This is a genomic window from Acinetobacter sp. AND/436 (genome assembly GCF_049546925.1).
In the GTDB taxonomy this organism is placed as follows: Bacteria; Pseudomonadota; Gammaproteobacteria; order Pseudomonadales; family Moraxellaceae; genus Acinetobacter; species Acinetobacter indicus.
In genome coordinates this window covers 82,553-96,446 of sequence record NZ_JBMXBO010000003.1, presented here as the reverse complement: position 1 = coordinate 96,446, position 13,894 = coordinate 82,553, and the positions used below count along the sequence as shown (strand labels likewise).

The following is a 13,894-nucleotide window of genomic DNA, read 5'->3' as shown; positions in this document are numbered from 1 at the left end:
GATAGGCAGTGAATGGGGCAATGGGACAGAACATGAAGCAGCAACAGGGTATTGCGCTAATCACCATTTTAATGATGGTGGTATTGGCCACCATTTTGGCGGCGACCATTGCCAAACGTCAGGCCTATACCGCAGAAAGTACTGCTTATTTAATGCGACAGAACCAATCCTTGCTCTATGCCAAAAGTGCCGAAGCCTTCTTCGCTGAATTGCTCAAAGATTATGCTGAAAATGCTGCCGAGGTCGATCATCTGCAAGAAAACTGGGCCCAGCCGATGCCAGCCTTTCCTGTCGAAGATGGTTTTGTGGCGGGTGTGTTGAGTGATGAATCGGGGAAGTTCAATTTAAATGCCTTGCTGAATGACAATGGCAATGTTAATGAAAATGCCAAACTGTATTTTGAACGGCTGCTGGTGCGTGTTGGCTTGCCTGCCCAAATCAGTGAAGCGGTAATTGACTGGCAAGATGCCGATGATTTACCCATCGGGCCGATGGGTGCCGAGAGTAGCTATTATCAGGGCCTACCTAATGGTTATTTACCTTCAAATTCCCTGTTTTATAGTGTCGAAGAACTGAAACAGGTACGCGGCTTTGAAGAAGGCCGATATCAGCTGTTGCTGCCTTATGTCAGTGCTTTACCGAACCGCAGTACCAGTATCAACATCAATACGGCACCGGCTTTGGTGCTGGCCAGTATTGATGACAAGCTGGATGTGAACCAGATTCAGAAGGTGCTGGAACAGCGTCAGGCCAATCTGGAGCATTTTGCCAATACGCAGGAACTGTGGGAGCTGGATGCCTTTAAACAGGTGGATGCCGCCCTGAAAGCTCAGGTCGGTGCTTTACTGGGGGTACAGTCCAATTACTTTAAGGCAAAAATTGAAGTGATGCTGAGTGAACGCAAACGCCAGTTTAGTAGTGATCTGGTGCGCGATAAAAAAACGGTTTATGTGGCCTATCGCAGCATGGCACCATTTTAAAACACAGCCTTTCAGCGCAATTTTCACTATGCATAAAGCGAGATAGGTTTTAGCTATCAAGTTAAACAGCAAATTTAATGCTTATTCCTTTAATTTTGCTTTATAATTAATAGTCGATTCACAAATAATCTGGCCTGATCGGGACACATGTTAATTCGTAAGTTATTTAAGTTTGAAAATGCTCATATTGTGCGTAACTGCACTTCAGACCGCTGTAAACGTTCAATACACGGCCATAGCTATAAAGTTGAGCTGTTACTTAAGGCAACGAAATTAGATCATGGTCAAATGGTCTATGATTTTGGCTTGCTAAAAGGTGTGATTAAAGAAATTTTTGATTCTTTCGATCATGCGATCTGTTTCTGGCAACAGGACAATCCGGATTATATTCAGGCCTGCCAAAACTTCAGTGCACGCTGGGTCTCTTTACCAGTATCGCCATCTGCCGAGCAGTTTTCCCGTATTTTCTTCTTTCTGGCGCAGCAGGTGCTGGCCTCAACCATCACCCAGAATGGTGAAGGTGATGTTGAAGTCTATTCGGTAATTGTGCATGAAACCGATACCGGTTATGCGCAAAGCTTTTTAGAAGATATTGAAAACGAACAAATGGGACGGCTTGCCCTGGATCAGATCGAGTTTTCAGCGCAGGTGCGCGCGGAATGGTCAGATCCCGAGATGTATGAAAAATTGAAACAGGGTATTAAATTCCAAAACCCAAGCGTAGATTTACAGGTTAAACTCTAATACACACATCCTGACATGGATATAAAGGATTTAATACAGGTATGTCTTTAACTGAACAGCAACACGCGAAACTGGAGAAGGTTCAGTTAGATGCGAGCTGGAAATATGCCCTGAGCGATTTTTTGCTGGGTGAGAAAATGGATGCCTTAAAAGCATTCCTACTCGAAGAAAAACAAGCCAATAAAGTGATTTATCCACCAAGTGGCTTAATTTTTAATGCACTAAATACCACGCCGCTAGAGCAGGTCAAAGTCGTTATTCTGGGCCAAGATCCTTATCATGGTCCGAATCAGGCACATGGCCTGAGCTTTTCTGTGCAGAGAGGGGTTGCATTACCGCCATCTTTACGTAATATTTTCCATGAGTTACATACCGACTTGGGGCTAGATATTCCCAAGCATGGCGATTTAACCCGTTGGGCGGAACAGGGTGTGCTGCTGTTAAACAGTGTCCTGACTGTTGAGGCTGCACAGCCAACATCGCATCAGAAGCGGGGCTGGGAAGAATTTACAGATCATGTGATTGATGTCCTAAATGAACAGCGTGAGCATATTGTGTTCATTTTATGGGGTGCCTATGCACAGCGTAAGGGACAACGCATTGATCCGAATAAACACTTAATCTTGAAAGCCGCACATCCGTCGCCGCTGGCGGCAAACCGTGGTGGTTTTTTTGGATGTAAAGTGTTTTCAAAAACAAATAATTACCTGAAACAACATGGCATTGAGCCTATAGACTGGCAGCTGGACGCATGACACAAACTCCCGTATTGAAACAGTATCATCCCGATTTAATTGTTGAAGAAGCACAAAATGGCTGGCGTATTGTTCGTTTGAATCGCCCAAAGTCGTTGCATGCACTGGATGAATCTATCGTGACTGCTTTACTGGAAGTCTTTCAGGACTTTCATACGGATGAGCAGGTGAAAGCCATTTGGCTCGATTCCACTACACCAAAAGCCTTCTGTGCCGGTGGTGATGTGCGCAAACTGCGTCAACTGGTGATTAATGACGAAGTTGAGGCCGCCAATAAATTCTTTGAACAGGAATATGCGCTGGATTTGTTGCTGCATAACTATGCCAAGCCGGTGCTGGTTTGGGGTGAAGGTTATGTGATGGGTGGTGGTCTTGGTCTGTTTATGGCAGCACCATTCCGTCTGGTAACCCCACATTCACGTCTGGCGATGCCGGAAATTAATATTGGTCTTTATCCAGATGTAGGTGCATCGCGCTTCCTGGCAGATCGGGGTGCTATTGGCTTATTCACTGGTTTAACCGGTTCGATTATGACCGCGGCCGGTGCTTACGGAATTGGTTGGGCCACGCATATCTGCGATGTCGCACGTGATGTGGTGTTGGACCGAATGATTAATATTGACTGGGATCATTATCCGGCCGGTGATTTCCGTGCTATTGATGACACCTTGAACAGTATGCACCGTCCAGTTGGACCAGGGCCATTACAAAACTCGTTAGATGTGATTCATAGCGTATGTCGTGGCGTCAACTTTGAACATGACTATGAAGCAATTGTCGGTTTAAGTGATGCGCGTAGCGACTGGTTGCGTCAGGCCAGTGAAAACCTGCAAAAAGGTTCACTGACAACTGCAGCCCTAAGCTGGTTATTATGGCAATGGGGCAAGCAGGTGCATTCATGGAATGAAGTGTTTGAACTGGAAACCCAGATTTCGGCCTGGAAAATCAATCATCCTGACTTTGTTGAGGGTGTGCGTGCCCGTCTGGTCGATAAGGATTTATCTCCAGAGTGGAAGCAGGGCGCTGATCGCAGTCTGAAAGGTATTCTGGCTGATGATCCACCAGTGACTTCAATTCAAAGCTGGAATGATCTACTGAAACGTCATGGTGTTATCAGCTGATTTATGTCTGATGTAGAAGCTTATTCTGATGAATACTGGATGCAGCATGCTTTTGAGCAGGCTGCATTAGCGGCCTCGCAGGGAGAAATTCCTGTCGGGGCAATTTTAGTCAGTCGGAACCAGATTATTGGGTCAGGCTATAATGCGCCCATTTCCCTGAATGATCCTACTGCGCATGCTGAAATTCTGGCGATTCGTCAGGCCTGTAGCCACATTGCAAATTACCGTTTGCCGGAAGATACCACGCTCTATGTCACGCTAGAGCCGTGTACCATGTGTGTGGGTGCGCTGATTCATGCCCGGGTAAAACGGGTAGTATTTGGTACCACCGAGCCGAAAGCCGGTTCTCTGGTTAGTGCACGCCAATTGCTGGACAGTGGCTATTATAACCATCTGTTTGAGTTTGAATCGGGCTGTTTACAAACCCAGTGTGCAGCCCAGTTGAGAGATTTTTTCAAGCTGCGTCGTGAGCAGAAAAGACAGCAAAAATTACAACAAAAGTCCTTAAATGATCAGAATCTTTAAAGCATTTTCCTCTACACTAAGCCGTGTACGTGATTGAATCCCTTTAGGAACAATAAAATGAACGCTATTCAAATTAAAAAAGAATTTAATGCGCCTGTAGCACAGGTATTTGAATTAATGTCGAAACATGCCACCTATAACACCGCTTTTGCACCTTTGCAGGTTAAGCGTGTCAAGGATTCCGCTGATCCTGAACGCCCGGATGGTGTGGGTTCGGTGCGCCGGATGGGTTTTGGCCCGGTTAAGCCTTTGCAGGAGCAGATTACGGTGCTCGAGCCAAATCAAAGGATTGAATATAAAATTATTAAAAATCCGTTGGTGAAACATCATTTGGGCGTGATTGAATTTGAGCCTGTGGCAGAAGATAAAACCCTGGTGACCTACCGGATTGAGCTGCAGGCACGCGCGCCTTTTGTCAGTAAACTCATTCTTGCCCAGTTGAAAACTGCAATTAAAATCGGTTTAAGTAAACTGGCTAAATCTGTATAAAAATCTGTAAATATGTCTGGAAACGCAATGACAGTTCAAATTATTACCATTGATGGGCCAAGTGGCTCAGGTAAAGGTACGCTTGCCGCCAAACTGGCTGCACATTATCAATTTCACTTGCTGGATTCAGGCGCGCTGTATCGTCTGCTTGGGCTGTCATTGCATAAGGCAGATTTGCTGGAAAGTCTGAGTAACGAACTAAGCAAATGCATCGAAATTGCAACAAATTTAGACATCAAATTTCAGAGCACAGCAACCGGCACTCAGGTCATGCTGGATGGCGAAGATGTCAGCCAGACCATCCGTACCGAACGTGTCGGAGAATATGCTTCAAAAGTAGCAGCAATTCCGGAACTTAGAACGGCATTGTTGGCCCGTCAGCGTGCTTTTGCCCAGGCGCCGGGGCTGGTAGCCGATGGTCGTGACATGGCCACCTCCATTTTTCCTGAAGCACAAGCCAAAATTTATCTGACTGCATCGGCAGAGTCGCGCGCGCAAAGACGTGTAAAACAGTTGCAGGGTATGGGGCTGGATGCTAAAATAAACGACATTTTAGCTAATATCGAAGCTCGCGACAAACGGGATATGGAGCGCGAAGTTGCTCCACTCAAGCCAGCGGTTGATGCTTACATCATTGACAGTTCAGATTTGAACATCGATGAAGTCTTTCAACTGATGACACGTTATGTCGATCAGCAATTAGCAAACTAAATTTATTCAGCGAATGCATAGCTTGATCAGTTTTATACGGACTATGTAAACGCTTAACTAAACCGGCCTTGTCTGATCCAAGACCGCTGACTTTATCGGAAATATCATGACCGAATCTTTTGCAGCCCTCTTTGAAGAAAGCGAATTAAACCTCAACGTTGAAAAGGGTGCTGTCATCCAAGGCGTTGTAGTAAGCATCGACTCTGATTGGGTAACAGTTGACACTGGCCTTAAATCTGAAGGTATTGTTGACCGTGCTGAATTCTTAAATGAACAACGTGAACTTGAAGTTCAAGTTGGTGATACTGTTGATGTTGTTGTTGAAGCTCTCGACAACGGTATGGGTCAAACAGTTTTATCACGTGAAAAAGCGAAACGTGCTGAAACTTGGACTAAACTTGAAAAAATCTTTGAAGACGGCGAAATCGTTACTGGTGTTATCTCTGGTAAAGTTAAAGGCGGTTTCACTGTTGACATCGGTCCAGTTCGTGCGTTCTTACCAGGTTCTTTGGTAGACACTCGTCCTATCCGTGACACCACTCACCTTGAAGGTAAAGAGTTAGAATTCAAAGTTATCAAGCTTGACGCTAAACGTAACAACGTTGTTGTTTCTCGTCGTGCTGTTATGGAAGCTGAATCTTCAGCTGACCGTGAAGCGCTTCTTGCTCAGCTTGAAGAAGGTCAAACAGTTACAGGTACGATCAAGAACCTTACTGATTACGGCGCGTTCGTTGACCTTGGTGGTATCGATGGTCTTCTTCACATCACTGACATGGCTTGGAAACGTATCAAGCACCCATCAGAAGTTGTTGAAGTTGGTCAAGAAGTTACTGTTAAAGTACTTAAGTTTGACAAAGAACGTAACCGCGTATCTTTAGGCCTGAAACAATTAGGCGAAGATCCATGGTTAGCGATCATGAGCCGTTATCCTAAAGGTTCTATCGTTAAAGCTCGCGTAACTAACTTAACTGACTACGGTTGCTTCGCTGAAATCGCTGAAGGCGTTGAAGGCTTAGTACACGTTTCAGAAATGGACCACACAAACAAAAACATCCACCCATCTAAAGTTGTTCAGATCGGTGACGAAGTTGACGTTATGGTTCTTGAAGTTGATGAAGAGCGTCGTCGTATTTCTCTTGGTATCAAACAAACTCGTGCTAACCCATGGGAAGAGTTTGCTAAGAACCACGACAAAGGTGAAAAAGTTTCAGGTACAATCAAGTCAATCACTGACTTCGGTATCTTCATCGGTTTACCAGGCGGTATCGATGGTCTAGTTCACTTGTCTGACATCTCTTGGAACGAACAAGGCGAAGAAGCGATTCGTCGTTACAAGAAAGGTGACACTGTTGAAGCGGTTATCCTGTCTGTAGACGCTGAAGGCAACCGTATCAGCCTTGGTATCAAGCAATTGAACAACGATCCATTCAACGATTTCTTAGCTGCTAACGAACGCGGTGCGCTGGTTAAAGGTACTGTAACTGCAGTTGACGCGAAAGGCGCGACTGTTAAGTTAGCTGACGAAGTTGAAGCAACTCTGAAAGCATCTGAAATCAACCGTGATCGCGTTGAAGATGCAACTAAGTTCTTAGAAGTTGGTCAAGAAGTTGAAGCGAAAATCATCAACGTTGACCGTAAGTCTCGCTCTATCAACTTGTCTATCAAAGCGAAAGACGAAGCTGAAGAGAAAGAAGCAGTAGCTAACTTACGTCAAGCAACAGCTTCTCAAGACAATGGTCCTAAGACTATTGGTGATCTGATCAAAGCTCAGATGAACCACTAAGTAGCCGTGGAAAAGTATGATTAATGTAATTTAACTCTTACTTTTTACACAAATACTGTAAACGGTAGCGTAGTATTAACTTATTGCGCTACCGTTTTGTATTTAAACAGGTTATTATCGGTTTTAAGTTAAAGTAGCTTGATAATTAAAGAGGTCGCAGATGACTACTGAAGCACTTAATAAGTCTGACTTAATAGAGCGAATTTCCCTAAAAAATCCACATTTAGCGGAACCTTTAGTTGAAGAAGCTGTTAAGATTATGATTGATCAAATGATTGAATCACTGTCTGCAGATAACCGAATTGAAATTCGTGGATTTGGTAGCTTTGCATTGCATCATCGTGAGCCACGTGTAGGTCGTAACCCGAAAACGGGCAAGTCGGTTAAAGTGGCGGCAAAAGCGGTACCTCATTTCAAACCAGGTAAAGCATTGCGCGATGCAGTGAACGCATCTGCAGAGAAATAATTAATTTATATCCTGAGGTGTGTTTATGCGTTACGTCTTAGTCGCATTATTGATTGTACTGTTTGGCTATTCATTGGCTCTGGTTTTACAAAATGGGACCGAGCTGTCGGTTGACCTTTTGTTCACTCAAGTTCCAGCCATGCGTTTGGGGTTATTGTTATTACTGACCCTGGCACTGGGTGTTGTTGTTGGACTTTTACTGGGTGTGCAGATTTTCCGCGTATTCCAGACCAGCTGGGAAATCAAGCGACTGCGTAAAGATATTGACCATCTGCGCAAAGAGCAAATTCATACGGCACAGTTGGCAGCGGCTGAGGCGGCTGCAAATACACGCCATGAAAAAACAGTGGTAGATATTCATCCGAATGATCGTTCATCTACACCTTTATAGTGGGCGCTTGAATAAAGTTGAATGGCTTTATTCAGGGTCTGCAACTTGAAATATTTAACGCTTAAGAGCTGATCTCTTAAGCGTTTTTTTATACAGTCATGTTTTGAAATGCTTAGTTTGATCTATAAGGTTTTATAAATAAGCAGCTTAATTTAACTGCTTTGCTTATATTCAATAAAATTCACTTGGTTGCCAGATTTGAAATTCGTATAATGCTTTAATTTTGTCAGTTTTAAGGGTCTTCTCATGAGTATTATCGTTGCTTTAGATGCAAAAAGTCATTACGACGCAATGACAATTGCCGAGCAGCTAGACCCAGCCTTATGTCGGGTTAAGGTCGGTAAAGAGCTGTTTACCCATGAAGGGCCAGCAGTGGTCAAAGCACTGCAAGATAAAGGCTTTGAAGTTTTTCTGGATTTGAAATTCCACGATATTCCTAATACCACGGCTCAGGCTGTATGTGCGGCAGCAGACTTAGGGGTGTGGATGGTGAATGTGCATGCCTCTGGCGGCCGAAAAATGATGGAAACCTGTGTAGAGCGCTTAAAAGCAGGGAATTACAACACCCAGCTTATTGCGGTGACTGTTCTGACCTCAATGGGCCGTGAAGATTTACGTGATATCGGTTTAGATATTGAGCCATTTGAACAGGTGAAGCGTTTAGCCGCCTTAACCAAAGACAGCGGTTTGGATGGCGTAGTTTGTTCAGCGCAAGAAGCCAAGATGCTACGTGAAAGCTTGGGTCAGGAATTTGCTCTGGTAACGCCGGGGATTCGCCCTGAAGGTTCAGCTGCAGATGACCAGAAGCGTATCGTCACGCCTAAACAGGCGATGATGGATGGTTCAACACATCTGGTGATTGGTCGCCCAATTACCAAGGCGGAACATCCTCGTCAAATGCTTAAAGATATTCTAGCGACGTTGTAATCTCCCTAAACCCCCCTTTTCCAAAGGGGGACTCCTCCCTTTGTAAAGGGAGGTTGGAAGAGGTTAAATCTAAATCACTGCCAGAATACTGACCACGATAGGTGCCAATACTGACAACACAAAACCACTGACCATGGCATGAGGAATAAAGTCATTGCCACAGGCCTGTTTCACCATTGGTAAGGTCACATCCATCGCTGTAGCGCCGGCAGAAGAAATGGCCGCACGCGGATAACGCCAACCAATCAGATACATCAGCACAATCGCAAAGATTTCGCGGAATAAATCATTCATCAGGGCAATACTGCCCAGTTCAGCTGTACGCAGTTCACTAATTACAATCCCGCTCATGGAATAAAAGCCATAGCCTTGCGACAGCATGATCAGATCTTTTAGGGAAATGTGTGATAGCCAGAATAAGCAGAACAGCGCCCCTAAAATCGAGCCAACAATACAGCCCACTGGCACCAGCAGGATGTTCCAGTTTAACCAGGAGTGGTCAAGTGGCGCACGTGCGAGATCAAAACCAATCATTAGCATAAAGACCAGTAATAAATGCCAGGTACTAATATGTAAATTGAGCTGCCAATATTCACTGCCCAGATAAAGCAGATAACCAGCGGCTAAAGCAATGAAGGCATAACTGATATTGAGTAAGGATTGTAGTACCAGACTGAAGGATACGCGTCCTTGGCTGGGCTGAAAACCGGCCCATTTAAACAGGCCATAACAGCAGGCGAAAGCGCCGAGACTGGTGCTAAATGAAATCAGCATTGCGCTGGTTAAAATACGTTCCGGTTGAGGGATTTGGTTTAAAGTCTGGGCAAATTCAAGTGAAATGGCGATCAGTAGAATATAGCTGAAATAAGGTAACAGTTTCAGCATAAGCTGTTGCAGCCAGCGGGGAAACCGGGCTGCAAAGGCATAGCCGAGATAGAGACAAAATAGTAGCTGGAAAATAAGCCAAAAGGATTGCATCTATACTCGCCTAAAATCAATTCCTGCTTATTATGCCTGAATTAGCTGGCCAGCTGTTGTTTTGCACGTTTATTCAGTAAGCGATAATCAGCCGGATTCACTTTCTGGGTTTTTAACCAGTATTTCCAGGTATAGGTCGGCCAGAGGGCAAAGTTTTTACCGCCATCTTGCTGATACCAGCTGACACAACCGGATTGCCAGATGGTCCCGGCCAGCATCTCCTGAACATAACGGTTATAGTCATCATGAACCTGATCTTTAATGACTATGGCATCGGTCTGGGTACGTTCGACCAGCTTGATCATCTGCAAAATATAGTCAACCTGTGCCTCAATCATAAACACTACGGAATTATGCGCCAGCACGGTATTGGGGCCTAGCAGCTGGAACAGGTTGGGAAAGCCTTTGGTGCAAATGCCATAATAACTTTCGGCGCCATCTTTCCAGGCCTGTTTCAGCTCCACGCCATGTTCACCGACACAATCAAACGATTTCAGATAAATGCGCGGATCGGTAATAAAACCGGTGCCATAAATCAGACAATCAATTGGACGTTCTTTGCCATCTTTGGTGATAATGCTGTGTTCAGTCAGCTCCTGAATGGCATCAGTCACCAGTTCGACATTGGTGCGATTAAAGGTCGGATAATATTTATTGGAGACCAGAATACGTTTACAACCCATAATATAGTCAGGAATCAGCTTGGCGGCGATGCGTTTGTCCTTGACCTGATATTTTAAAAAGGCTTCGGCCAGTTTCTGGGTATATTTCATTACCCCTGGTTTTACAATCGGCACCACGCGGGATTCATTGGACCAGTACAGGCGGGCGCGGTGCAGTTTTCTAAACCAGTCAAACTTTTTAAACAGCTTTTTTTCAAGCTGGCTATAGAGTCGTTCATCGCGTGGAATCACCCAGGCGGCGGTACGCTGAAACACATACAGCTGTCTGGTTTGTGGGGCAATTTCCGGAATATATTGAATGGCACTGCCGCCAGTACCAATTGAGGCGACATTTTTACCGTTTAAGTCGTATTGATGATCCCACTGCGATGAATGAAAGACCTTGCCTTTAAATTTTTCGATCCCCGGAATATGTGGAATTTGCGGCACATGCAAGGGTCCGGAGGCAAATACCACGTATTGGGCAATTAGCTTGCGCTGCTGATTGAGCTCTAAATGCCATTCGCAGTCCTGTTCCTGATAATGTGCAGACAGAACTTCAGTCTGAAACTGGCAATAATCTCTGAGCTGGAACTGATCGGTCAGGCCCTGAATATAGGCAAAAATCTCTGGCGCTTCGGCATAGCGTTTCGACCAGTCGGTTTTGGGCGAAAATGACAGGGAATACATATGCGATTGCACATCACAGGCCGCACCCGGATACTGGTTTTCCCGCCAGGTGCCACCAACCTCATTGGCTTTTTCCAGAATCATAAAATCGGTGATCTGTTGCTGCAGCAGGCGAATAGCCATCGCCAGGCCACCAAAACCGGCACCAATAATGGCAATTTTAGTTTTTTGAACGGCATGATTTGTAGAAAAATCATGATTTGACAATGCATCATGCATAGTTGTATATCCTTTTCTTTTTATTTCTATGATTAGCATATAAGCGGGTCAGTGCAGATGCCATGATAGCACTGACAAAAAAATTGATATTTTCGGCAATTTAAAAATAGTGAATGATATAGTAAAACAGATACACAGACGTGACTCAAGCGCCCCTATGAAACGATCCATTCTCGGTCTCATGTACTTAATTCAAGGTATGCGAAATGCCGGAATTGATGTGGATGAGCGTTTGCAAAGTATCGGGCTGCATGCAGATGCACTGGATGCCAGTTCGGTGATTCATCCGCGGCTGGAACTGGATATTCTGAAGATTATTGGCGCCGGGGTGCGACCTGAGCAGGGTATTTTTATTGGCCAGCATTATGCACTGGCCGGTTATGGTCCCTTGCTGATGTTACTGGTGACCTCTGACACTATTGCGACCGCGATTGAAAAAGGCATTCAGTATCAGGGGCTGACTCATCTGACCGGGCAGCTAAAGCTGAAACATGAAGCAGATCGGGTGGCGCTGCAATATCTGCCGAATGATCTGGATAGCGATTTGGGTATGCTGCGGGCGCAATGTGAAATTTCCGGGACTTTCAAGTTTATTCAGGATCTTTACAAGATGATGAGCCTGAATGTGCCGCAAATCCGTATTGAACTGCCATTTGCACGGCCAGATCAGGCACAGGCCCTGGCGGCTTATCATGACTATTATGGTCATGACTTGTGTTTTGGCCATGACCATGCAGCGTTCTGGTTCGAGCAGTCGGTGCTGGAAGTGAAAATTCCATCCGCCGATTCAATTACCTTCAAGACCTTTGAAGAAAAGTGTATTGAAGAGCTGCAGCGCTTAAAACTGGAAGATCAGGCACCGACCTTGGTGCAGCGGGTCAAAGATTATCTGGAATTGCAGCAGGGCGTGATGCCGACTATGGCAGAAACCGCGCAGGCCTTACAGATTCCAGAACGTACCTTGCGGCATCAGTTGCAGCAGTTGAACACCAGTTATAAACAGATTCGTGAAGATTTAATTAAAGACAAGGCATTGAGATTAATTGAATATCAAGCTTATTCAATTGAAATGATTGCAGAGTTACTGGGTTATTCAGAACCTGCAGCTTTTAATCATGCCTTTAAACGCTGGTTTGGACAAAGTCCGCGCCAGTATGGGAAATAGCCTAAGCATTTTAAACCCAAAGTGGTATATTGTGCGGCGGTTATCTTCGTTATCATTTATTAACCCCAAAAGTACTGAATAATATGTCTGACTTCAACTCATCCCACAACACAGCATATACTCCATTGTCTCCGGCAGAACGCTATGCACAGGCGTTGGCGTCGGGGCAGTTCATGCCAGATGAAGCACAGGCCGAAGCGGTACACGAGCTGGATCGGGTGTGGCAAGAGTTAATTCAGCGTTATAAAGCCTCGAAAAAGGCCTTTCGCCGTTTTCGTCGTCAGACATCTCCGCGCGGTGTGTATATGTGGGGTGGGGTTGGACGCGGTAAAACCTGGCTGATGGACCAGTTCTATGAATCAATTCCGTTTCGCCGCAAAATCCGTATGCACTTCCATCACTTTATGCAGCATGTGCATCGTGAACTGAACAAACTGTCAGGGCAGCGTAACCCGCTCGATACAGTGGCTGACCAGATTTATAAAGATGCGGTGATCATCTGTTTTGATGAATTCTTTGTATCTAACGTGACCGATGCCATGATTCTCAGCGACCTGTTCCAGAAGCTGTTTAATCGCGGCATTACTTTGGTGGCCACCTCAAACATCGCGCCAGATGGCTTGTATAAAAATGGTATTCACCGTGACCGCTTTATTCCGACCATTGAAATGGTGAAAAAGAACTGTGCCATTTTAAATGTCGATGCAGGAGTGGATTACCGTTTACGCGTGTTAAAGCAGGCGCAACTGTTTAAATCGCCACTGACGCATGACCATAATGTCTGGATGGCGCAGCGTTTTGATGCGCTGACCCATACCCAAACCCATTCGGATGAGCCCATTACCATCAACAACCGTTTAATTGAAACGGTGGCGCATACTGAAGATGTGCTGTGGTGTGAATTCTCGGAAATGTGCCTGAAACCGCGTAGCCCGGCTGACTATATTGAAATTGCTAACCTGTACAATACCGTGCTGGTCAGCAATGTGCCGCATTTAACCGATTATCTGGCTGATGGCACACGCCGTTTTATTTATCTGGTCGATGAGTTTTATGATCGTGGTGTAAAGCTGCTATTAACCTCAGAAGATTCGATTATTGAACTTTACCAAGGTGAAAAACTGGCCTTTGAAATTGAACGGACGCGTTCACGTTTGCTGGAAATGCAGTCAGATGATTATTTACATGCAGCGCATCGTCAGATTTCAGCTGCGGGTGCATCGACTGAAGCATCTTAATACTGAATTCGACATATTTAAAAAGCGTCCAACCGGGCGCTTTTTTTGTA

15 protein-coding genes are annotated in these 13,894 nt (G+C 45.1%); 13 read left to right on the top strand and 2 right to left on the bottom strand.

Annotation, left to right across the window (positions count from 1 at the left end):
- The first annotated feature begins 32 nt into the window (after positions 1-32).
- The 11 genes from gspK (at position 33) to pyrF (ending at position 8,892) form a co-directional block, all read left to right on the top strand.
- Positions 33-980 (top strand): type II secretion system minor pseudopilin GspK, encoded by a 948-nt coding sequence (gene gspK / locus ACPEPR_RS03585; RefSeq protein ID WP_423561931.1) that lies wholly within the window; start codon positions 33-35, stop codon positions 978-980.
- Positions 981-1,127: 147 nt separating this feature from the next.
- Positions 1,128-1,724, top strand: coding sequence for a 6-pyruvoyl trahydropterin synthase family protein (locus tag ACPEPR_RS03580; protein ID WP_005177512.1), 597 nt, complete (start codon positions 1,128-1,130; stop codon positions 1,722-1,724).
- Positions 1,725-1,765: 41 nt separating this feature from the next.
- A complete protein-coding gene (gene ung / locus ACPEPR_RS03575) occupies positions 1,766-2,479 on the top strand; it encodes a uracil-DNA glycosylase (RefSeq protein ID WP_005177514.1) in 714 nt (237 codons plus the stop codon).
- Positions 2,476-3,600: an enoyl-CoA hydratase/isomerase family protein gene (locus ACPEPR_RS03570; RefSeq protein WP_005177517.1), complete on the top strand. Its 1,125-nt coding sequence runs from the start codon at positions 2,476-2,478 to the stop codon at positions 3,598-3,600. The genes ung and ACPEPR_RS03570 overlap by 4 nt, the downstream gene beginning before the upstream one ends.
- 3 nt (positions 3,601-3,603) lie before the next feature.
- The gene (gene tadA, locus ACPEPR_RS03565; RefSeq protein ID WP_104488986.1) at positions 3,604-4,125 is read left to right on the top strand and encodes a tRNA adenosine(34) deaminase TadA; all 522 of its coding nucleotides are present in this window, start codon (positions 3,604-3,606) and stop codon (positions 4,123-4,125) included.
- A 57-nt stretch (positions 4,126-4,182) separates the two neighbouring features.
- The gene (locus ACPEPR_RS03560; RefSeq protein WP_104473640.1) at positions 4,183-4,614 is read left to right on the top strand and encodes an SRPBCC family protein; all 432 of its coding nucleotides are present in this window, start codon (positions 4,183-4,185) and stop codon (positions 4,612-4,614) included.
- Positions 4,615-4,641: 27 nt separating this feature from the next.
- A complete protein-coding gene (gene cmk, locus ACPEPR_RS03555; protein ID WP_016658215.1) occupies positions 4,642-5,325 on the top strand; it encodes a (d)CMP kinase in 684 nt (227 codons plus the stop codon).
- A gap of 106 nt (positions 5,326-5,431) precedes the next feature.
- A complete protein-coding gene (gene rpsA / locus ACPEPR_RS03550) occupies positions 5,432-7,108 on the top strand; it encodes a 30S ribosomal protein S1 (protein WP_168395274.1) in 1,677 nt (558 codons plus the stop codon).
- 160 nt (positions 7,109-7,268) lie between these two features.
- Entirely contained in the window at positions 7,269-7,574 is a 306-nt protein-coding gene (locus ACPEPR_RS03545) for an integration host factor subunit beta (protein WP_005177533.1), read from the top strand.
- A gap of 25 nt (positions 7,575-7,599) precedes the next feature.
- Complete coding sequence (locus ACPEPR_RS03540; RefSeq protein ID WP_005177535.1) at positions 7,600-7,965, top strand: lipopolysaccharide assembly protein LapA domain-containing protein; 366 nt, start codon at positions 7,600-7,602, stop codon at positions 7,963-7,965.
- 246 nt (positions 7,966-8,211) lie between these two features.
- A complete protein-coding gene (pyrF, locus tag ACPEPR_RS03535) occupies positions 8,212-8,892 on the top strand; it encodes an orotidine-5'-phosphate decarboxylase (protein WP_005177537.1) in 681 nt (226 codons plus the stop codon).
- Between the two features lie 69 nt (positions 8,893-8,961).
- Here pyrF and ACPEPR_RS03530 read toward each other — a convergent pair whose 3' ends face one another.
- Positions 8,962-9,870, bottom strand: coding sequence for a lysine exporter LysO family protein (locus ACPEPR_RS03530; RefSeq protein ID WP_104488984.1), 909 nt, complete (start codon positions 9,868-9,870; stop codon positions 8,962-8,964).
- 41 nt (positions 9,871-9,911) lie between these two features.
- Positions 9,912-11,441: a flavin-containing monooxygenase gene (locus ACPEPR_RS03525; RefSeq protein ID WP_168398615.1), complete on the bottom strand. Its 1,530-nt coding sequence runs from the start codon at positions 11,439-11,441 to the stop codon at positions 9,912-9,914.
- 157 nt (positions 11,442-11,598) lie between these two features.
- Here ACPEPR_RS03525 and ACPEPR_RS03520 point away from each other — a divergent pair, with 157 nt between their 5' ends.
- Entirely contained in the window at positions 11,599-12,606 is a 1,008-nt protein-coding gene (locus ACPEPR_RS03520) for an AraC family transcriptional regulator (protein ID WP_075166796.1), read from the top strand.
- Positions 12,607-12,689: 83 nt separating this feature from the next.
- Positions 12,690-13,844 (top strand): cell division protein ZapE, encoded by a 1,155-nt coding sequence (zapE, locus tag ACPEPR_RS03515; protein WP_005177549.1) that lies wholly within the window; start codon positions 12,690-12,692, stop codon positions 13,842-13,844.
- Positions 13,845-13,894: the final 50 nt, after the last annotated feature.